Below are 21,319 nucleotides of genomic sequence, written 5' to 3'. Positions count from 1 at the left end.
TCTTTACACAAAAACACCTGTTTTGGCAATAAAACAGGTGTTTTTGTATTTTGGCTACTTCTCTACTTCCATCGCACGTTTATCTAAATGTTCATCTAAAGTCAAACGATCTACACCTTTTTCTAACCAATCCGGGGCAGGTTTGCCTTTGAGGTGGTAGTCGAAGAATTCCATCATGCGCACGGCATAATCTTTACGGTTGGTTAATTTAGCCAGACCATGATTCTCGCCTTTGTATTGAATCAATACTACCGGTTTTTTCAGACGGCGAAGCGCATTGTAATACTCAATCCCTTGTGTAAAGTCTACGGCACCATCGGCATCGTTATGCAACATCAACAAAGGTGTATTTACTTTCTTTACATGATACAAAGGCGAGTTACGGTTATACGCTTCCCAGTTTTCCCATGGTGGTAATAAACGGCCTTGTGAAGCCTCGAATATTGCTCCGTTTGACGAACCGCTGTTTTTATAAATCAGGTTATACATCGAAATCATATCTGTTAAAGGTGCTCCGGCAGCAGCAGCCTTAAACATATTGGTCTGGGTAATCAGGAAACTGGTCTGATAACCACCCCAGCTATGCCCGTGAATACCTATTTTGGTTTCATCAATAATACCTGTTTTAATGGCAGCTTTCACACCCGGAAGCACACACCAGACAGCCGACATACCCGGGTCATTGAGTTTATATACAATATCTGGTATAAATACTGCATAACCATTAGAAGTATATACACTTGGGTTCCAACCTGTACCTGAATATGCCGGATTGGCAAAATTGTGAAGTGTTTGTGAGAGTTTTTCGTAATAGTAAATAATAGTCGGGTATTTTTTGCCTGCTTCATATCCAGCAGGTAAAAACAAAGCTCCCTGTAGCTTATCACCTTTATCACTCTTGTAATCAATCAATCTTACTGATGGAGACCAGGCATATTTTTCAAAAGATGGTGTATTCTGAGTAATTTTCTGCCCATTTTCTAAATTTGTTGAAGCAGTCAGATAATATTCAGGCGAAGTTTTAAAAGTCTGTCGGGTATAAACAAAAGCATTGGCTTTTTTTGCTTTATTCAGGTTCCCAACTGAAGTATCTTCCCATAATAAACTTTTTATCTGTCCATTCTCCAAGGCCACAAAACCACTCTTCTTGGTCCATTCACCATACATCTTAAAATATTGTATTTTGGCTAAATCAATGCCTTTTTCCTCAGGGTCCAGCACATAGCGGTTCTGATATCGGATTTGCCCGGTTTTACCATTCTTTGTCAGATTCTGTGGACTGGGTGTGCCATCAACTGATAATTGCCAGATATCCCAACCATCACTTACCAGTACAAAATGGTTATCGCTTGTCCAACCTATTACAGGATACGGAGGTTTACGCACGTTGTGATCATCTTCTACATCAATAAATGAAGTCCCTGCTTTGTCTGAAATATTGCGTAAAGTCTGATTATTCAAATCAAATACTATCCAGTTACCGTCTTTCCAGTATAAGAATTTAGTGCCATCAGGCGAAGCACTTGGGTTCGCATAAAAATCAGGGATATAGTGTTTTTCTATTACTTTCTTCCGGTTTCCGGTTTTCAGATCTACTATGTATATATCACTATAGTTTTGTCCATCAAGGTTATTGTCTAACTCATAATTAGAAATATCCTGACCTATGCCATACAATTGCTTAGGGGCAATACTCAGATTTTTAAGGCTACTATCTGCTAATCGCAAAAATTTCTTAGTGCTTACATCATAGTTAGCTATAAAGCTGAAATTCTTGTCTTGTGTTTCCTGCACTTGCTGGCGAGACTGCAAGCGTTTATCCTGCCAATGCCAGATAGTCATATCCGGTTTTTCTTTGTCTGCTCCCTGTGCAGTGGCTATTTTTTTTGTTGAGTCAGTCTTGATTTTAGCAATGGCTTTGGCTAAATCGTCAATAGTTTTGATGCTTGTGTCTGCCTTTATTTTAGCTAATTTTTCAGCATCCGTTTCTTTTTTCGTAGAATCTGTCTTGACATCTGCTTTTGGGGTTTCTTTCTTAACCAATTCAGTTTTGGTGATACCAAAGAATAAGCGTCCTAAATCTTCTGACCAGTAAGGCGTTCTGTTAGCACTAATGGTCATACCTTTAGGAAAAGCCAAAGTATCTTTCTTAGGTTCATACATACTTAATTCAGGCATTGTGCTAAAGTTTTTCACGCCTACCACACTATTCAATTCGGTTTTAAATTTTTCATCTTTTATACCCTTCAGTAATGCCAGCCCATCTCCTTTTTCTGTCCAGTTCAATGATTTATAAGTGGCTTTATCATTATCTAAAATCATTACTACATTTGTATTCATGTTCCGTAGCCATAGGCCATTGCCTGCCTTTTCGGCGGCATCTACCGTCAATGCCAGCCAGTCTCCTTGTTTATTGAAAGAATATTCCGAAATATTCCCGATGTTCTGGGTTTTGCCCAACGTTAAATCATATAATAGTAAATCAGAACCTTTAGGAGCATCTGCATTTTGACTACCTGAAGCATTAGCAGGAGTCAATTGCAGGGCTAATACCGAAGATTTCTCTCCATTAAATGCAAAAGATTTTACCCTTTCAAATTCTGTTTTCTTTTTGTTGGAGAGATTTATTAAAAAGACCTTATCAGGAACAGGTTTGCCGCCTGGTTTCGCCGCTGCTTTTTTATCCTTGTCTTTCGGATACACTTTAAAGGCCAACCATTTGGCATCGTCAGAGAAACTCATAGAGAAAGAAGTACTTGAACCAACAGGGTATTTGACTCTGGTGGTATCGCCGGTTTTTCTGAGAATTAGTTCTGCGTCTCCCTCATTAGGATTCAGAACGTATGCAAACCAGGCACCATCGGACGACAATTGTGTGCCTCCAAAAGCAGGAATAGCTTTCCATGAGGCAACATCTTTCCAGGTAAGTGGTGGTTTAGGTTTTTCCTGCGCCCATACGACAACAGAGCAGAGTAGTAAACAGGTGATGAAGTATTTTTTCATTGTTAAAGAGGTATTGTTAGTTTTTATAAAATTATAACAAAAGTTTTAAAACAGAAAACCGAATAGATTATTGAGCGTTATATGCCGATATAGATACTTTCAACTACTTATTTTTCTTACTACTTTAATCGAAAATCTATTTCAAAACAGTAGATATCTTTGTTTTTAGGCCTCATTTGAAGAAATATTAGTAAAATCTAAATCATTCTTGAAAAACATCAAAAACTTGTTTTAATTTGCCCAAAATCTTTTACAATTAAAATCATTCGGATAGTCATGCTACAGAGTCTTAAATTAGATACAACAGCAGAGAAGAATATCAAAACCTGGCTTAAAGGCAGGTATGATGAAGAAACCAAAACTGCTATTCAGAAACTCATTGACGACGGTAACGCCACCCAACTGACCGATTCTTTTTACAAGAATTTAGAGTTTGGTACGGGTGGAATGCGGGGAGAAATTGGTGTAGGCTCTAACCGTATGAATAAATATACCGTTGGTGCTGCCACACAGGGTTTGGCAAACTATCTGAACAAGGCCTTTCCTGGTCAGGAGATAAAAGTAGCTATTGCACACGACAGTCGGAATTTTTCACCTGAGTTTGCCCGTGTAGCAGCCGATATTCTTTCAGCTAATGGTATTACGGTTTATTTATATAAAGAGCTTCGCCCTACCCCACAATTATCTTTTACGGTGCGTCAGTTAGGTTGCCAGAGTGGTATTGTTATCACGGCATCGCACAACCCAAGAGAATATAACGGTTATAAAGTCTATTGGGTTGATGGCTCGCAAGTGGTGGCGCCACACGATAAAAACATTGTGGCAGAGGTAAATGCGATTACGAATGTAAAAGACATCAAGTTTAAAGGTGTAAAGAAACGCATTAAAATGATTGGTGAGGTACTTGACAAAGCTTATCTGAAAGCCGTAAAAAGCATTTCGGTGAATCCACGTATGATTAAGCGTCAGGCTGATCTGAATATTGTTTTCTCCTCTATTCATGGCACGGGTATTACAATGGTGCCAAAAGCTTTGGCGCAATTGGGTTTTACCAATGTAAATATTGTCGAGGAACAAGCAACACCCGATGGGAACTTCCCGACTGTGGTTTATCCGAACCCTGAGGAGCAGGAAGCCATGAGTCTGGCATTGAAAAAAGCCAAAGCAATCAATGCTGATCTGGTAATTGCTACCGACCCGGATGCCGACCGTGTAGGTATGGCTGTTAAAGACCCGAAAGGCGAGTGGCAGCTACTGAATGGTAATCAGGCCGCGAGTTTGATTATTTACTATCTGTTGAAAGCATGGAAAAAAGCTAAAAAACTGACAGGTAAAGAGTTTGTAGCGAAAACCATTGTAACGACAGATTTGATTGATGAAATGGCAGCCAAAGCAGGTGTATTTTGTTATAATACCCTGACAGGTTTTAAATACATTGCACAGGTTATCAGAGAACTCGAAGGGCAACAAACCTTTATTGGTGGTGGTGAAGAAAGTTATGGTTATCTGATTGGTGACAAGGTGCGTGATAAAGACGCTATTGCCAGTTGTGCCATGATTGCTGAATTGACGGCCTTCGCCAAAGATCAAGGCATTAGCTTATTCGATTTTCTGGCGGAAATGTATCAGAAAAACGGCTTCTATTATGAAGGTCTGATTTCATTAACTAAAAAGGGCAAAACAGGCGCAGAAGAGATTCAGCAGATGATGGTTGATTTCAGAGCAAAGCCTCCGAAGAGTCTGGCAGGTTCAAAAGTTATCCGTATGGACGATTATAAGGCTTTGACGACAACTGATTTAAAAACAGGTGAAACCAAAGATATTCCATCAGGTAAAATGGGAATTGAATCATCAAATGTACTGCAATTCTTTACGGCTGATGGCACTAAATTTACCTGTCGCCCCTCAGGAACTGAGCCTAAAATCAAGTTTTATGTGGGTGTACGAGCCAAGTTGAAGAAGAAAGACGAGTTTGATGCTACTTTAGTTTCGCTTAAAGAAAAAGTAAAAATGATTCAGACAGAACTGAATTTAGTTTAATTGATAAAAAACGTCTGGTTTAGCAAATAGACCGGGCGTTTTTCTTTTAATGACTTTCCCCTCTGCGTATTTCTACTTTTCTTTACATTTACCAACTCTAATTGGTACGCTAATTGCTTCATAAACAAGGTAAACAATTAACAAAAAGCAGCTACTGCTTTTAGATATTCATTTTAAAATGTATTTTTACATCAGCAGGTTAACCTATTCTAATCTACCAATTTTCCTGATGCCAAAGCCGCTCTTAATAATTGTTTTGATATGCTTATTCGCCAATTTTACTGCTCATGGTCAAACGACAGGTGCTCCCCGAAAAGCAAGCAACTTCAAGGCTAAAATTACTCGTGTTGAAATAGCAGGACGAGATATGCCTCAGCAGGAAAACTACCATGTTGATTATGATAATAATGTTTTAGAATTTGAATTTAATGCTACCCCTGCACAAGCTAATCTGACTTATAAATACCGGATCATAGAAAACAGTTTTGAAGGAGCTAAGCCCTCTGCCTGGTTTTATACTCCTAAAACAGCCGTAAAAGTTGATAGTCTAAAACCTGCCGTATATCATTTTGAATTGGTAGCCATTGATGCCACAAAGAAAGAAAGCCAGCCAGCTATAGTTGAGTTTAAGATAGAATACCCCTGGTGGCGTTCGTGGTGGTTCTGGGGCTCATGCTTTGTAACCCTATTCGGACTTTTCTATGGTCGTGAGCGTTTTCTGAAATTCTGGTCAGACGAAGAGCAACGGCATCACCGTCAGGTTACTGAATTAGAGTTGCGGACTCTGCAATTACAGATGAACCCTCACTTTGTATTTAATGCCCTGAATGCCGTACAAAGTTTTATCCTGAATCGTGACACTATTTCTGCCAATAATTATTTATCAAAATTTGCCAATCTGATTAGGCTCTTTTTAGATTCGTCGCGTAGTAAATATATTACCATTGCCGACGAAATAAAGCTATTGAGCCTTTATATTGAAATAGAAATGTTGCGTTTCGAAAACAAGTTTGAGTTTCATCTGAATGTAGCCCCTGATGTAAATCGTTTTGTTGAGATTCCGACCATGATTCTACAACCATTTATCGAAAACGCGATTAATCATGGGTTAAGGTATAAAGAAACCAAGGGGAATCTATATATGAGTTTTTTTACTCAGGGTAAATACCTGGTGTGCAGAATAGAAGACGATGGCGTAGGAAGAGAACGTGCTAAACAGATTCAGTCTAAATCAAGGAAGGGCTATAAATCGCAGGGTCTTAAAATTACAGAAGAGCGCCTGCAAACCTTTAATTTAATTAATGATGCAGACATTCATTTTTTAGTTGAAGACCGTTTAAAGCCGCCATATGAACCCGGGGCTGATATTGGCACGACAATTGAAATTAAATTTCCAAAATTTGGTTAATTTGGAATGTTTCTTTTCTTTTGTAATTAGTAAGTATCCCTCTCCCTATACATATACATTATTAATCATTAATATTTATGTGGCTATTGGCATGAGTCCTATGGCTGATGCTAATCTTATTGACAGTAGAGTAAACTTGTAAACAAATCCTTTTTATGTATAAGGCTATTATAGTTGATGACGAAAATCGAAGTGTTGAAACCTTAAGTAGTATTATTTACCTTTTCTGTTCGTCAGAGATTGAGGTAATTGGTACGGCTAATTCAATACAAGAGGCTTATCAACTTATTCAGGAAAAATCGCCCGATATTGTTTTTTTAGATGTGGAGATGCCTCATGGCAGCGGTTTTGACCTGTTAGAAAAATTCACCAACCCTAAATTTGAAGTTATTTTTACTACCGGATTCGACCATTATGCCGTTACAGCAATCAAATTCAGTGCTTTAGATTACCTGTTAAAACCGATTAATATTGAAGAGCTTAAGCAAGCTATTGGTAAAGCTAAAGAACGTATTGAAAAGAAAAACAGTCAGCAGAATTTCGACCATCTGATTCAGAATTTAAGAAATCCTCGCGACAAATCAAACAAAATACCACTTCCTATACTCAATGGTTTTCAGTTTGTACCTGTCAATAATATCATTTACTGCGAAGCAGATGAAGACTATACTCATATTTATCTGAACGACAACTCAAAGATTACGGTCTCTAAAAGTATTAAAGACTTTGAAGACTTACTGGCCAATTATGATTTTTTCCGTATTCACCATTCTTTCTTAGTTAACCGAGATTATATCAAACGTTATACAAAGGGTGAAGGTGGAACAATCACAACCGAACAGGGTACAGAATTGCCAGTTTCACGCCGACGTAAGTCGGAATTTCTGGAGTGGTTGAGTAATATTTAGTTTTCAATACCTGGCTGGCTACATTCTTTTTTTTAAAAAAACAGTTCTTAATTAAATACAAATTTAATCTTGCTTTGTTTTAAAACTGGCATGTTTTTTATACCCATTACAGGTGCAGAAATACTTATTTCTGCACCTGTTTTTTTGCATTTTATAGTTAAGATTTTTGTTTATAAACGTATCCGTTCAATCATTTTTTCTTAGAAAGATTAAAAAAAAACACCCAATTATACAAAAGCAAATTTTCATAGCATTTTTCTGCCTTCGCAAAAAGTTCGATTATTTAAGATTATCTGCCACTTATCTAATTTATTCTGCCACTTACCGAATCGTTGTTGTAATAGTTATACGTCAAAATTAACTTGCTATAAAATTCAACAATTTTAACGCTTTCCTTACGAATGAATAAGCTGATTTACAAGACACCGTTCAATCCTGAAGGGTTTACGGTCGTCCAAAATGTGGAAAGCCAAGCTACTGGAGCGAATATGTCCATGCGAGTTGCTGGCAAACGTAACATGGTTAAGCTCGGTGATATCTTATACTTGAAGAGCGCAAAAAATTACACGATTTTTAAGCTTGCTGATGGTAGAGAAATTATTAGTTCTAAAACGTTAAGAATCTTTGAAGAGGAATTAGACGAGATTACTAATTTTGTAAGGCTTCACCGTTCGTACATCATTAACCTGGAACATGTAAAAGATTTATATTTTAATTGTCGTGGAGGAGAAGTTCTGATTCATGACGAGAAAATCATTATATCAAGAAGAAAAGCTGCGGAGTTTCGCCGTAAGTACAGAAGGTTCTTACGTACAACAGGGCAGAACGTTACTTCTACAATAAAATTAAAGACAACAATACGGATGTCCTGAAAACATTCGAAAAAATTATTTTTTACTTTTTGGGTTACGATAATAAAGTGCTGGCTAATCTGGCACTTTATTTTTTTGGGGTATTCTGAATTTTTGGTATAGCCCCTTAACTTACTTATTGGCTTCTTAGAAACTGTTTGAAATTCTTATTTTTTCAGAACCTGCATTACCTCTTTTGCCATTTCTTTAGAACTAAACGGATCTTGCCCGGTCAGCAAGTTTCCGTCAACAACAACTTTTGAAGTCATAGGAATAAATGCTTTTTTGTAGTTGGCACGTGTCTCGTTTTCTAAACTTTTCTTCTTTATCTCTTCTAACAGCATAGTAGCCATTTTGCCTTTACAACTGATTTTCTGCCAACAGGAGAAAACCGACTACTTTCTGTTTATGGTTCTCTGGTTTTGGCATACATATAGGTATTGTCAAAAAAACTGCCTACATTGGTGTCTCTTACATGCGTCAATTACATTTTGCATTATTATAGAAAACTGCTTTTCCTATATTTCTGTATCCATAGGTAATCCAACATTCAGATAAGCAATCTCACTTTCTTTAACTGCCTGGTATGTTTCATATGGATCTAACAAATTGACACGAAACAGCTCATCTCTGACATTTATTACTTTAGGATTTCTGCTTACCAATCTTATAGCTTTCGAATAATTTCTATTTAGTTCTTTTGCTAATTCTTCAGCTATTTATTCATTAGCTCCAAGTATTGTTTGCATACTTATGATATATTTAAGAGCAGATACTTTTACAAAATAATCTGGTTTTGTTGTTATCACTGATTCTATTTGTTTGAGTGCTTATTGTTTCAGTATTATAGCTAAATATATAATTCATTTGTTGTAGTTCTTTCTTAGCAGGGTATTTTAATTACTACCTTTCATATTTTGTAAATGAACAGGTAAGAAATTCAGTTTGAAAACGAGATTTTATTGAATAATTCCTCATTTTATTAGTCGAAATACGAATTATTATTGAATTTAAGGTATGAGTCAAAATTCTTTCTCATATGAGTAACATCTTACAGGAGAGTACATGAAGATTTTTAAAAAAAAATCTCCAAATTTGTGATTGATAGTAGATTATGTCTAAACATCTTAATTCAACCAATAAATTCTGCGTCTCAAGCTATTCTACGGTTTGAATGGAAAAGTTTAAATATATTCTTACATATTTACAGCAACGAAAATTTTAACAACACATGGAAAATACCCTAACATTCAAGTATGTTAGCTACCTATGGGACGACAACAAAGCCGCTGAATTAGCCAATAATGAAGTTGATTTATTTATCTATCGCTCCAATCTCCTTGGGGCTGATTTAAGATTAACAAATTATGCCGGTGGAAACACCTCCTGCAAAATCACAGAAATAGACCCGCTTACAGGCGATCCTGTTGAAGTGATGTGGGTAAAAGGCTCTGGTGGCGATATTGGTACACTTACAAAGAAAGGCTGTGCCAACCTTTATGTTGATCGACTACATGCCCTAAAAAAACGTTATAGAGGTTTAGCCTTTGAAGACGAAATGGTTGGCTTATTTGACCATTGTTTGTTTGATCCGAAATGCGCAGCACCTTCTATTGATACCCCCCTCCACGGATTATTACCTTTTAAACATATTGACCACCTCCACCCTGATGCTTTGATTGCTATAGCCGCCAGTAAAAACGGGGAACAGATCATGAAAGAAATCTGGGGGGATACTATGGCTTGGTTACCGTGGCAACGTCCCGGTTTTGACTTAGGGCTGAAATTAGAAGAAACGGTTAGGAATAATCCGAACCTGAGAGGTGTTATTTTGGGTGGTCATGGTTTGTTTACCTGGGGAGATACTTCTTATGAGTCTTATATTAATACTTTAGAAGTCATTGAAATGGCTTCGGTATATCTCGAAGAAAACTATGGCAAGAAACGGCCGGTTTTCGGTGGAGCAAAAGGCCAGTCAAAAGCTGTAGAAGATAGAAAAACTGCTGCTGCCGAGGTGATGCCTACACTCAGAGGCTTAGCATCAAGCTATAGAAGAATGGTAGGACATTTTACTGATGATGCCCGCGTGCTGGAGTTTGTTAACTCGCATGATTTAGAGAGGCTCGCACAGAAAGGCACCAGCTGTCCTGACCATTTCTTGCGCACCAAAATCCGGCCTTTAGTATTAAAAGGAACTGATAAAGCAGAAATAGAGGCACAATTTGAAGCCTACAGGGCCGATTATATTGCCTATTATGAACGTTGTAAACACCCGAACAGCCCTGCTGTAAGAGATACCAACCCAGTGGTAATCCTCTATCCTGGTGTAGGTATGTTTTCTTTTGCAAAAGACAAACAGACAGCCCGTGTAGCATCAGAATTTTATATTAATGCCATTAATGTAATGAAAGGGGCTGAGGCCATTTCGGAATATGTGGGATTGAGCGAACAGGAAGCTTTTAATATTGAATACTGGTTGTTGGAAGAAGCCAAATTACAAAGGATGCCTAAACCTAAATCGTTGTCAGGCAAAATAGCATTTGTAACAGGTGGCACTGGTGGTATAGGTAAAGCGATTTGTGAAGAATTATTGGCAGACGGGGCTTGTATAATAGCCGCTGACCGCGACCGTTTGGAAGAGACCCAGACAGAATTAAGCAAGAAATATGGCAAAGATGTGGTGATTACGGCCAAAATTGATGTAACTCAACCTGCTTCTATTGCCGAAGCACTTAAACAGGGAATATTGCAATTTGGTGGGGTTGATATTGTAGTGAATTGTGCCGGATTGTCTATTTCTAAACCATTGGAAGACCATACTTTAGCAGACTGGAATATATTGCAGGATGTGCTGGTGAAAGGCCAGTTTCTGGTATCGCAAGAGGCAGTGAAAATTATGCGCCAGCAGGCTTTAGATGGAGACATCGTAAACATTGCCAGTAAGAATGCCCTGTTTGCAGGCCCTAACAATGTAGGATATGGTACGGCTAAGGCTGCACAGGCACACATGAGCCGCTTATTAGCCGCCGAACTGGGTAAAGATAAAATACGTGTTAATACGGTTAATCCTGATGCTGTATTACGTGGTAGTAAGATATGGGAAGGCGAATGGGCAGAAGGCCGTGCAAAAGCTTATGGCATCAAGGTAGAAGATTTGCCCAGGATGTATGCAGCCCGCACATTGTTGAACGAAGAAATACTGACCGAAGATATTGCCAAGGCAGTAAGAGTATTTGTAGATGGTAGTCTGTCAAAATCAACCGGAAATATCCTGAATGTAGATGGTGGTGTGGCAGTGGCCTTTGTGAGGTAAGATTTACCTCACCCTCTAAGTCTCTCGTGAAAAAAGAGTGGACAAACCTAAGGTGGGAGATTTTAAAACACCTCTTCCGGGAGAAGAGAAAGGGCGAGACGTTTTTTTTAAATTATTCGAAAAAATGTATAAGTTACAACTCAACCCCAATGATAAGACCCCAAAATACAAGCAAATTGTACGCTCTATCATCACCGATATAGAGCGAACTGTCTTAAATAAAAATGAGCAACTCCCTTCTATAAGCGAATTAAGCGAAGAGTATTATCTGGCACGAGATACTGTAGAAAAAGCTTACCGGGAGTTAAAAGAACAAGGTTTTATTACGGCGGTTCAGGGCAAAGGTTTTTATATCAATGGTAAAGAGCACAATAAGATGCGTATCTTATTGATTTTTAATAAGTTAAGCTCTTATAAAAAACTAATTTATTATGCTTTTCTGAAAGTATTAGGAGAAAAAGCTGCGGTAGATTTACAGATACATCATTACAATGCCCGCATTTTTGAAGAAATCATAGAAAAGAACTTAGGCAAATATAATTATTATGTTATTATGCCACATTTCTTCCCTGAGACTGATAAACACCTGGCACTGAAAACCATAGAGAAGATTCCGACAGATGAACTGGTGCTGTTAGATAAAGATTTACCCGATTATCAGAAATCAATCTTAAGTGTTTATCAGGACTTTGAAAACGATATTTTTGATGCTTTAGAATCTGCCAAAGATTTACTCGAAAAATACCAGCGTATGGTATTGATTTTTCCGAGTGATGGCAATTACCCGAAAGAGATTGTCAAAGGCTTTCGTTTTTTTTGTATCAATTCTAATAAAGAATATGCTATTAAAGAAAATGCCTTTGATGAAATCCTGCAACCCAAAACCGCTTATGTTGTAGTAGAAGAAACTGACCTTGCCGAATTAATCAAGAAAACAAGACAGACTAATTATCTGATTGGGCAAGATATCGGGATTGTTTCTTTTAATGAAACCACGCTGAAAGAATTATTAGAAATTACGGTTATTACTACCGATTTTGAAACGATGGGTCGAACAGCCGCAGCTTTACTACTGGATAAAAAACAAATCAAAGTAAAAAATCCTTTTTACATTATCCGCCGTAAAAGCCTTTAATTGATTCAACCAAAACCTTAACATCATGCTTACTTCAGATATTATTCAAAACCATAACAAAACCTTAGAAGCCGACCACCAGTTTAAATTAGCTTATATAAGCGAGCTACTTAGTCGAAAAGGAATTAATGCACAAAGTATTATTGATAAAATCAAAGCATTTCAGGTAGCTATTCCCAGTTGGGCTCTGGGCACAGGTGGCACACGCTTCGGGCGTTTCCCGAATGGCGGAGAACCACGTAATCTGGAAGAAAAAATTGAAGACGTAGGCTTGATTCACCAGTTGAATGGCTCTTCTAATTCTATCTCTTTACATATTCCCTGGGATATACCGTCTGACGCCACAGCTGTTAAACAATTATTAAAAGAGCATGGTCTGACTATCGACTCTGTCAATTCAAATACCTTTCAGGATCAGAAAGACCAGCCATTTTCTTATAAATTCGGCTCCTTGTGTCATACGAAAGAGGAAAGTCGTAACCTGGCGATTCAGCATAATATTGAATGTATAGAATATGGCAAACAGTTAGATTCTAAAGTACTGACAGTCTGGTTGGCCGATGGTTCAAACTTCCCTGGTCAACAACATTTCCGCAAGGCTTATCAACGCACAGCAGATTCACTGGCAACTATTTATGGAGCCATGCCGTCTGACTGGACGATGTTGATTGAATACAAGCCTTATGAGCCGTTTTTTTACTCAATGGTGATACCAGACTGGGGTACTTCTTATTCGCTTTGCCAGCAAGTAGGCAAAAACGCACAGGTATTAGTTGATTTAGGGCATCATTTACCAAATACCAATATCGAACAGATTGTAGGTCGGTTAATGCACTTTGGCCGTCTTGGTGGTTTCCATTTTAACGGCTCTATGTATGGTGATGATGATTTAACAACCGGAAGTATCAAGCCTTATCAATTTTTTCTGATTTTCAATGAACTGGTTGATGGTATGCAAGACCCGAATGTAAAGAATCCGCCATTGGCATGGATGATTGATGCGAGCCATAATACCAAAGACCCTATTGAAGACCTGTTGCAATCGGTGAATGCTATTTTAACTACTTATGCGAAGGCTTTATTAGTAGATAGAGCTATTTTAGCAGATGCGCAGGAAAATAACGATGTATTAAAGGCAGAAGAATTGCTAAGAGATATTTTCTTTACTGATGTAAGAGCACTTGTAGCAGAGGCAAGTCGTCAGGCAGGGGGAGCCCTTGACCCAGTGGCTACTTTCCGCGACAGGAAAGTACGTGAGAATTTAATCAGTAAAAGAGGGAAATTCAGTATAGCTACAGGTTTGTAAAACTATACCAGAACATTTTCATGTAAAATACTCGTCAGGTGTTGTCTTTCTTTGCAAAACTTGATGTTATTTTGTATTGTTAGTTTAATTTACTCACCAACTATTCATCTAATGAAAAAACTCCTGACCTTTTTAAGTATAATATTTTTTCCGCTACTGACTTTCTCACAAACCCAGACAGTAGACCCAAAAGAATGGAAACAATTGTTTAACGGAAAAAATCTTGATGGCTGGCATGTCAAAATACGGAATTACACATTAGATGATAATTTCTCAAATACCTTCAGAGTTGCCGATGGAATGATGCAGGTACGTTACGATGGCTATGCTTCGTTTGAAGAGAAATTCGGACATATTTTCTATAAAGACAAATACTCTTATTATCGTATAGCTACCGAATACCGTTTTGTTGGCGACCAGGCCAAAGATGGCCCGGGTTGGGCAACCCGTAATAGTGGGATTATGATTCATTGCCAGGCTCCTGAAACAATGGGGAAAGACCAGGATTTTCCGATTTCGATTGAAGTACAATTGTTAGGGGGGTTAGATAAAGGTAAACGAACTACCTGTAATCTTTGTACGCCTGGCACTAATGTGTTTTATCAGGGCAAGTTAGATAAACGCCACTGTATCAACTCAACCTCACAAACCTATAATGGTGACCAATGGGTGCGCGCAGAAGTACTGGTTTTAGGAGATTCGCTTGTTCAGCACTTTGTGAATGGTGAGAAGGTATTGGAATATACAAAAACACAAACCGGAGGTGGCAACGTGAGCGGACATGACCCAAGCCTAATGGTAGAGGGTAAACTTTTAGGAGAAGGGTACATCTCGCTACAAAGCGAAAGTCACCCTGTTGATTTCCGTAAAGTTGAGTTATTGAATCTTTGTGGTTGTACCGACCCTAAGGCAAAAAATTATAAATCTTATTATGTGAAGTCTGATAATACGACTTGTGAGTATAAGAAGAAAAGAAAGAAAAAGGCTTGATAAATTCATACCTGCCTATCATTTAGTATTTGAATCATGAAAGTAGCCCTTTTTATACCGTGTTATGTTGACCAGTTTTATCCGAATGTAGGCATTAATACCCTGCAATTATTAGAAAAGTTAGGTGTAGAGGTAGCTTATCCGCTACAACAAACCTGTTGCGGGCAACCGATGGCCAATAGTGGTTGTGAACAGGATTCAAAAGATGTATATCATCATTTTGTTGACACTTTTGCCGATTATGAATATATCGTTACTCCATCCGGCAGTTGTACTTATCATGTTCGCAAACATTACGATATAATAGACCAGACACCTGCCGTGCAACAAGTAAGAAAAGGCGTATATGAATTAGTCGATTTCCTTGAGAATGTATTGAAAGTTGAAGAAATTCCAGTCCATTTCCCTCATAAAGTAGGCTTGCATTTAAGCTGTCACGGTCAGCGGGGGCTTCGTCAGGCCAATGCCTCAGAAATTACAGGAGACAAAGGCGGGCAGATTCTGACCCTCCTTAAAAAACTAAAAGGTATTGAAATAACCCACTTAGAACGCAATGATGAGTGCTGTGGCTTCGGAGGCTCTTTTTGTATTACAGAAGAAGCCGTGTCAGCCCGCATGGGACAAGACAGAATAGCCGACCACGTGCGTCATGGAACTAAAGTTCTAACAGGTGGAGATATGTCTTGCCTGATGCATCTTGAAGGAATAGTAAAACGGCAACAAGTGCCAATAAAAGTAATGCACATAGCAGAAATTTTGAACGGAAGCCAACCATGAACCACCCTGCATTAGCTGAGAAATTTGCCAGAGATTTTAGCCGGACTACCTGGCATGACGAAACATTGTGGTTTGTCCGTCAGAAGAGAGATAAGGCCATTTACCCAATTCCCGAATTTCAGGAATTACGCCTGCTTGCCTCCAAAATCAAAGATCATACGCTAAGTAATCTTGATAATTATCTGCTTCAGTTTGAAGAAAATGCCAGAAAAAACGGTGTACAGGTACATTGGGCTACTGATGGTGAAGAGCATAACCAGATCGTATTAGACATTATCAGAAATGCGTCTTCTATCAAAGATAAAACCGGAACTATCAAGATGGTAAAAAGTAAGTCGATGCTGACCGAAGAGTGCCATCTGAACCCTTTTTTGCAAAAAAATGGGGTTGAAGTAGTAGATACCGATTTGGGTGAACGCATAGTACAGTTCAGAAATGAGCCGCCAAGCCATATTGTGATGCCTGCTATCCATTTAAAAAAGGAAGACGTAGGCGAAACCTTTCATGAGCATTTAGGCACACCTAAAGGTGAAAAAGACCCACAGGCACTTACAGAAGCGGCCCGCCAGCATCTAAGACAAAAATTCATAGAAGCCGATGTAGCCCTGACGGGTGTCAACTTTGCGGTTGCCGAAACAGGGAGTTTCGTTGTATGTACCAATGAAGGCAACGCTGATTTAGGAGTTAATCTGGCAAATGTGCACATCGCCTGTATGGGCATGGAGAAACTTATTCCGAAAATAGAGCATTTATCAGTCTTTATACGCTTGTTGGCTCGCAGTGCTACAGGCCAACCTGTTACCACCTATACTTCTCATTTCACCAAGCCTGCTGAAGGAAAAGAAATGCACATTGTGATAGTAGACAATGGCCGGACCCAACAATTAGGCCGCTCAGATTTCAGAAATTCGTTGAAATGTATTCGTTGTGGTGCTTGTATGAATACCTGTCCTGTGTATCGGCGTAGTGGTGGGCATAGTTATGACTTTACTGTGCCGGGGCCTATTGGGGCAATCTTATCGCCTAATATTGATTTGCATAAGTATAGTTCACTTCCATTTGCCAGTACTTTGTGCGGCTCTTGCTCTGATGTATGCCCGGTGAAGATAGATATTCATGTACAGCTCTATAAATGGCGTCAGGTGGTATCGAAAGAAAATGAATTACCAGCATCTAAAAAATGGGGGATGAAAGGGCTGGCAAAAATGTTGGCTATGCCGAAAGTATATGATTTAGGGGGCAAATTAGCGAGAAGTGCTCTGAGAGTATTGCCTCATGGCATGACTCACGCTAAAGGATTAAATCCCTGGGCAATAGCCCGTGAATTGCCTGATGCACCCAAGCAAAGCTTTAAGGAATGGTATAGTAAAAACAAAAAGTCCTGAAATGAGTAGCAGAGAGAAAATATTAGCCAGTGTTAAAGCCCATAAACCGGTTTTGATTGACTTACCTACCATTCCGGCTTTTGAAGGAGATGGAAGCATAGAAAGGTTCAAAACAGTTTTATCGGGCATTGGTGGACACGCTATTGAAGTAGAAAGTAAAACTGATTGTCAGGGAGCAATTGATACCCATTATTCTGATTTAAAAAGCGTAGCCTCAAAGCTCGTAAAATCAAGTGTTGAGATAGATAAAAATACCTCTAAAGAGGTTTTAGAGCGTGTAGATCTGGCGGTAATAGAAGGAGTAGTAGGTGTTGCCGAAAACGGAGCGATATGGGTGCCGGAGGTGAATATGATTAACCGGGCACTGCCTTTTATTACTCAACATTTAGTTTTAGTACTCGAAAAACGCCAGATAGTAGCCAATATGCACGAAGCCTACAAGAAATTAGATACCGTAGGTAGTTACGGTGCATTCATTGCAGGTCCTTCTAAAACAGCCGATATTGAGCAATCATTAGTGATTGGCGCACATGGCGCAAGAAGTATGATGGTGATTTTGTATGGAGGATAATGGTTGTTTTGCAGAGACGTATTGCAATTGCGCGGCGAACCGTACGTCTCTACAAAAATAATAACAAAAATGTTACTCCTTAGGCTTGGCTTTAGCCTTATCAATCACTGCTTCCGCTGAGTTAACGGCCATTATTCCAAAGAAACCTACTGCCTTTTTTGTGGATTGAGAGTTATAATTAATAATATTGGTTGGTATATTAGACAATGGTGTAGCGAAAAGCCCTCCGTTTGAAGATACCTGCTGGACAATCTGTAAATAATAAAACTGCTCTTTGGTAATTGAATACAAATCGACTGTCAGGGTATCTTTATCTGAATACAATTCTCCTCCTAAGGATTGTCGGATGGGCAATATAAATAACAAGCCATCTGATTTTGACCCCGGGCTAAAACCTGCATCGTATGCTACACTAATCTGATTAGACTTATTGAAGTATTTATGATTCTTAGCCGATTTTATCCAGTAGCAATCACCTTCTCCTTCAAAATCATGCGCATAAAATTGGGGTTGAAAACCTTCCTGAGGCCCATTGTCTGGTTTTACCGGAAACTTCTCCACTGCATAATTAATTGAATCAATTTTTGGCACTCTGTTCAGTTTCGATAAAGATACGTACTCTTCTCCCTGATATTTAATATACAGTACGTATTGCTTGCCTAATTTATCTAAAGGTTTGGTTTTGCCATCATAGACATAATTTCCATCATTCTTGAGGTCTATAAAATTATGCGCTACGCTATCTTCATCAAATACAGTTACTGTTGCCCCTAAAGCAGGTTTTACAGGCGAATTATCAAAATAGGCTTGCGAAAGACTGAGTTTAATGGTCTGAGTTTGCGCTTTGTTAGTAATCAGGGCATCAACAGTCAATTGTGATACACCCTCCTGTACATCAATATTTACTACATCTTCGCATGACAAGAGCGAAAAAGAGGCAAATGCTATCAGTATGCTTAAAAATATATTTTTCATTGTTTTTGTCTTGTTATAAGTGCCGGATTTATCAGAATTTAAAATTATAGGTTACTGCCGGAATAATACTTCCGAAAATGGCATAACGTACGGCCTCAGTCTGGGTCTGGTTATTTTCGTTTTGTCGTACAAATACCGAGAATGGATTGCGGCGGTTATATACATTATATACCGAAAATACCCACTCACTTGTACCTTTCTTAAAGAAAGCGTGTTTATTTTGTCGGGTGGCAGAAATATCTAAACGATGCGAAGCCGGAATACGGTAGGTGTTTCGGGTATCGTAGTAGTTGTGAGGCAGAGCAATATCCTGCCATATATATTTATTGGTCGGGAAACTGGCCGGGGTACCTGTGCTAAAGGTAAAATTGGTTGAGAAGGTCCATTTACTGTTTAAATCATAAATACCTACAATGGCTAAATTATGCGTTTTATCAATTCTGCTCGGAAACCAATTGTTCAGATTTAATCCTGGTATCTTTCTTTCTGTCCGGGCTAAAGTATAGCTTACCCATCCATTGAATTTACCTTTGGTTTTCTTTACATAAAACTCTGCTCCATAGGCTCTTCCATCACCAAAGAGTAAATCTCCCTCTACATTAGGATTCAATAGTAAATCTGCATTTCGTATATAATCAATCTGATTGTATAGCTTCTTGTAATAGACCTCAACCGAAGTTTCGTACATATTATCTGCCAGATTATGGAAATACCCTAAAGCAACCTGATCGGATAGCTGAGGTTTAATATTATTACTACTTGGTGTCCAGACATCTAATGGAGAAGAAGCTGTCGTATTAGATAACAGGTGTAGGTACTGCACCAGACGATTATAACTTAACTTAATTGAGTTATTCTCACCTAAACCTATATTAGCGGCAAAACGTGGCTCAAAATTACCATATTTCTTAATAGATTGCCCCCAGTTAAAAGGTGTGCTACTTGTTACAGGCCGGCGTTCACCCTCGGCCGGGGCTTCTCCTAAAATCAGAGCATTGCCTTTTCCCAGATAATCATATAATGAATAGCGTAATCCGTACTGTAGCGATATTTTAGAGGTAATTTTCTGTTCATTACCCACATATAAGGCTGCCTCTGAGGCAAATTTATCATCTAATCCAATGGACCTCTCTACTCCACCTGAAATGGCTACTGCTTGCCCCGGATTAAAGGTATAATAGGTGAGTTGTCCACCAAAAGTGATGGTATTATTGGCATTCGGATAATAAGTAAAATCGGGTTTTATGCTATAGGTAATAATGTTCGATTTCCAACGGAAGGCATCCTGGGTATTCTTCTTTTTTAAATCAGTCTGGAGGGCGTAATCGTAGTTGCTATAGAAAACAGTATTGTTCAGAAATAACTTATTATTAAATACATGATTCCAGCGAAAACTCGTGGTTGCATTTCCCCAGTTAAAGCCGAAATCTGCTCCGAAAGTATCTCTGCCAAAATAACCTGACAGGAAGAGCGTATTTTTATCGTTTACACGTACATTCCCTTTAGCTGTAAAGTCATAGAAATAGAAACGGGAACCTTTCAGATCATCCTTCAGAAAAGGTTTGGCTAAAATATCAATATAGGAACGACGAAGTGCAACAATAAAAGAACCTTTATCCTTAAAGATAGGCCGCTCATAGGTAAAGCGCGAAAAGATACTACCAATACCGCCAGAAAATTGTGGCTTTTTGGCATTGCCTTCTTTCATTCTCACATCTAATATAGAAGAGACCCGTCCGCCATACTGTGCCGGGATACCTCCTTTAATCAGTTTCACATCCTTAACGGCATCAGGGTTGAAAACCGAGAAAAAGCCGAACAGGTGAGACGAGTTGTAAACAGGAGCTTCATCCAGCAAGACAAGATTCTGATCAATACCACCACCCCGAACATTAAAACCTGATGTGCCTTCACCAACGGAAGTTACACCTGGCAGGAATTGAATGCTTTTGATAATATCAACCTCACCTAATAAGGCGGGCATTTTCTGGATAGTTTTAATGTCTACTTTATTGACTGACATCTCCAGACTCTTCACATTTTCATCAGCCTTTTTAGAGGTTACAATCACCTCTTGCAAGACCTTTGAATCGTCTTTGAGTTCAATATCCAGTTTCACGTCGTGGGTGACTAAATCAATAGTTTTTACCACTCTTTCATAACCTACATACGTAAATACCAGATTATATTGTGCCTTAGGCAGCGTAAGCGAATAAAAGCCATAAGCATTGGTAGTAGTTCCGGTTTTAAGCTCCTGCACATATACCGAAACACCAATCAGCCCTTCGCCATTGGCAGCGTCTTTTATATAACCGCTAACAGTAGATTTTTCTTGTGCGTACAGTTGTGTCAAGTAAAACAGGCTCAAAACTAATAGGAGTATTCTCTTCATAAATTGGATTTTTTCAAGTAATTACCGTTGATAATAAATGTTTTATGTGGAAATAATAAAACAAAATGTAGTTGACTGCAAAATTATTAACGTTCAGGAAAGAGAGAAAGTTTTAAATGATAAAGCAGAATTTTTTGAGGATGAACGTATGTTCTAAGTGCGTAAACTCAGTTGCGTTATGCTTCTTTAAATTTTAAAATGAAGAACTAAAAAAATAGTTATTGAAAATTTGGAATTTAATTCCTTATTTCTACATCTGTAGAAC

The 21,319-nt window shown here is 38.5% G+C and carries 15 protein-coding genes; 11 read left to right on the top strand and 4 right to left on the bottom strand.

Annotation, left to right across the window (positions count from 1 at the left end; genetic code table 11):
* Positions 1 to 54: 54 nt before the first annotated feature.
* Complete coding sequence (locus tag H1R81_RS15680; RefSeq protein WP_181841683.1) at positions 55 to 3,003, bottom strand: prolyl oligopeptidase family serine peptidase; 2,949 nt, start codon at positions 3,001 to 3,003, stop codon at positions 55 to 57.
* A 276-nt stretch (positions 3,004 to 3,279) separates the two neighbouring features.
* On the opposite strand from H1R81_RS15680, the gene H1R81_RS15675 reads away from it, so the two are divergent.
* The 4 genes from H1R81_RS15675 (at position 3,280) to H1R81_RS15660 (ending at position 8,231) form a co-directional block, all read left to right on the top strand.
* Positions 3,280 to 5,043, top strand: a complete 1,764-nt coding sequence (locus H1R81_RS15675; protein WP_181841682.1) for a phospho-sugar mutase — start codon at positions 3,280 to 3,282, stop codon at positions 5,041 to 5,043.
* 229 nt (positions 5,044 to 5,272) lie between these two features.
* The gene (locus tag H1R81_RS15670; protein ID WP_181841681.1) at positions 5,273 to 6,451 is read left to right on the top strand and encodes a sensor histidine kinase; all 1,179 of its coding nucleotides are present in this window, start codon (positions 5,273 to 5,275) and stop codon (positions 6,449 to 6,451) included.
* 155 nt (positions 6,452 to 6,606) lie between these two features.
* Positions 6,607 to 7,359: a LytTR family DNA-binding domain-containing protein gene (locus tag H1R81_RS15665; protein WP_181841680.1), complete on the top strand. Its 753-nt coding sequence runs from the start codon at positions 6,607 to 6,609 to the stop codon at positions 7,357 to 7,359.
* A gap of 401 nt (positions 7,360 to 7,760) precedes the next feature.
* Complete coding sequence (locus H1R81_RS15660; protein WP_181841679.1) at positions 7,761 to 8,231, top strand: LytTR family DNA-binding domain-containing protein; 471 nt, start codon at positions 7,761 to 7,763, stop codon at positions 8,229 to 8,231.
* Between the two features lie 146 nt (positions 8,232 to 8,377).
* Here H1R81_RS15660 and H1R81_RS15655 read toward each other — a convergent pair whose 3' ends face one another.
* Positions 8,378 to 8,563 carry a hypothetical protein gene (locus H1R81_RS15655; protein WP_220275236.1) on the bottom strand — a complete coding sequence of 62 codons (186 nt, stop codon included), beginning with the start codon at positions 8,561 to 8,563 and terminating at the stop codon, positions 8,378 to 8,380.
* Positions 8,564 to 9,441: 878 nt separating this feature from the next.
* On the opposite strand from H1R81_RS15655, the gene H1R81_RS15650 reads away from it, so the two are divergent.
* The 7 genes from H1R81_RS15650 (at position 9,442) to H1R81_RS15620 (ending at position 17,687) form a co-directional block, all read left to right on the top strand.
* Positions 9,442 to 11,523: a bifunctional aldolase/short-chain dehydrogenase gene (locus tag H1R81_RS15650; protein WP_181841678.1), complete on the top strand. Its 2,082-nt coding sequence runs from the start codon at positions 9,442 to 9,444 to the stop codon at positions 11,521 to 11,523.
* A gap of 124 nt (positions 11,524 to 11,647) precedes the next feature.
* Positions 11,648 to 12,658 (top strand): GntR family transcriptional regulator, encoded by a 1,011-nt coding sequence (locus H1R81_RS15645; RefSeq protein ID WP_181841677.1) that lies wholly within the window; start codon positions 11,648 to 11,650, stop codon positions 12,656 to 12,658.
* A gap of 22 nt (positions 12,659 to 12,680) precedes the next feature.
* Entirely contained in the window at positions 12,681 to 13,964 is a 1,284-nt protein-coding gene (locus H1R81_RS15640; protein ID WP_409013558.1) for a TIM barrel protein, read from the top strand.
* 111 nt (positions 13,965 to 14,075) lie between these two features.
* Complete coding sequence (locus tag H1R81_RS15635) at positions 14,076 to 14,954, top strand: DUF1080 domain-containing protein (protein WP_181841675.1); 879 nt, start codon at positions 14,076 to 14,078, stop codon at positions 14,952 to 14,954.
* 36 nt (positions 14,955 to 14,990) lie between these two features.
* Complete coding sequence (locus H1R81_RS15630; RefSeq protein WP_181841674.1) at positions 14,991 to 15,731, top strand: (Fe-S)-binding protein; 741 nt, start codon at positions 14,991 to 14,993, stop codon at positions 15,729 to 15,731.
* Positions 15,728 to 17,116, top strand: coding sequence for a lactate utilization protein B (locus H1R81_RS15625; protein ID WP_181841673.1), 1,389 nt, complete (start codon positions 15,728 to 15,730; stop codon positions 17,114 to 17,116). The genes H1R81_RS15630 and H1R81_RS15625 overlap by 4 nt, the downstream gene beginning before the upstream one ends.
* Before the next feature lies 1 nt (position 17,117).
* On the top strand, positions 17,118 to 17,687 hold the full coding sequence (locus H1R81_RS15620; RefSeq protein WP_181841672.1) for an LUD domain-containing protein: 570 nt from the start codon (positions 17,118 to 17,120) through the stop codon (positions 17,685 to 17,687).
* Positions 17,688 to 17,759: 72 nt separating this feature from the next.
* On the opposite strand, the gene H1R81_RS15615 is transcribed toward H1R81_RS15620, so the two are convergent.
* Together H1R81_RS15615 and H1R81_RS15610 are read right to left on the bottom strand one after the other, a co-directional pair.
* The gene (locus tag H1R81_RS15615; RefSeq protein ID WP_181841671.1) at positions 17,760 to 18,662 is read right to left on the bottom strand and encodes a DUF4249 domain-containing protein; all 903 of its coding nucleotides are present in this window, start codon (positions 18,660 to 18,662) and stop codon (positions 17,760 to 17,762) included.
* Between the two features lie 31 nt (positions 18,663 to 18,693).
* The gene (locus tag H1R81_RS15610) at positions 18,694 to 21,054 is read right to left on the bottom strand and encodes a TonB-dependent receptor (protein WP_181841670.1); all 2,361 of its coding nucleotides are present in this window, start codon (positions 21,052 to 21,054) and stop codon (positions 18,694 to 18,696) included.
* Between the last annotated feature and the right edge of the window lie 265 nt (positions 21,055 to 21,319).

Source organism: Emticicia sp. BO119, from assembly GCF_013912375.1.
Taxonomy (GTDB): domain Bacteria; phylum Bacteroidota; class Bacteroidia; order Cytophagales; family Spirosomataceae; genus Emticicia.
This window is presented reverse-complemented; position numbering and strand designations above follow the sequence as displayed.

Bases quoted from the DNA above. Each gene is read 5' to 3' on its own strand.
- H1R81_RS15680 (WP_181841683.1), bottom strand. From the start codon at position 3,003: ATGAAAAAATACTTCATCACCTGTTTACTACTCTGCTCTGTTGTCGTA.
- H1R81_RS15675 (WP_181841682.1), top strand. From the start codon at position 3,280: ATGCTACAGAGTCTTAAATTAGATACAACAGCAGAGAAGAATATCAAA.
- H1R81_RS15670 (WP_181841681.1), top strand. From the start codon at position 5,273: ATGCCAAAGCCGCTCTTAATAATTGTTTTGATATGCTTATTCGCCAAT.
- H1R81_RS15665 (WP_181841680.1), top strand. From the start codon at position 6,607: ATGTATAAGGCTATTATAGTTGATGACGAAAATCGAAGTGTTGAAACC.
- H1R81_RS15660 (WP_181841679.1), top strand. From the start codon at position 7,761: ATGAATAAGCTGATTTACAAGACACCGTTCAATCCTGAAGGGTTTACG.
- H1R81_RS15655 (WP_220275236.1), bottom strand. From the start codon at position 8,563: ATGGCTACTATGCTGTTAGAAGAGATAAAGAAGAAAAGTTTAGAAAAC.
- H1R81_RS15650 (WP_181841678.1), top strand. From the start codon at position 9,442: ATGGAAAATACCCTAACATTCAAGTATGTTAGCTACCTATGGGACGAC.
- H1R81_RS15645 (WP_181841677.1), top strand. From the start codon at position 11,648: ATGTATAAGTTACAACTCAACCCCAATGATAAGACCCCAAAATACAAG.
- H1R81_RS15635 (WP_181841675.1), top strand. From the start codon at position 14,076: ATGAAAAAACTCCTGACCTTTTTAAGTATAATATTTTTTCCGCTACTG.
- H1R81_RS15630 (WP_181841674.1), top strand. From the start codon at position 14,991: ATGAAAGTAGCCCTTTTTATACCGTGTTATGTTGACCAGTTTTATCCG.
- H1R81_RS15625 (WP_181841673.1), top strand. From the start codon at position 15,728: ATGAACCACCCTGCATTAGCTGAGAAATTTGCCAGAGATTTTAGCCGG.
- H1R81_RS15620 (WP_181841672.1), top strand. From the start codon at position 17,118: ATGAGTAGCAGAGAGAAAATATTAGCCAGTGTTAAAGCCCATAAACCG.
- H1R81_RS15615 (WP_181841671.1), bottom strand. From the start codon at position 18,662: ATGAAAAATATATTTTTAAGCATACTGATAGCATTTGCCTCTTTTTCG.
- H1R81_RS15610 (WP_181841670.1), bottom strand. From the start codon at position 21,054: ATGAAGAGAATACTCCTATTAGTTTTGAGCCTGTTTTACTTGACACAA.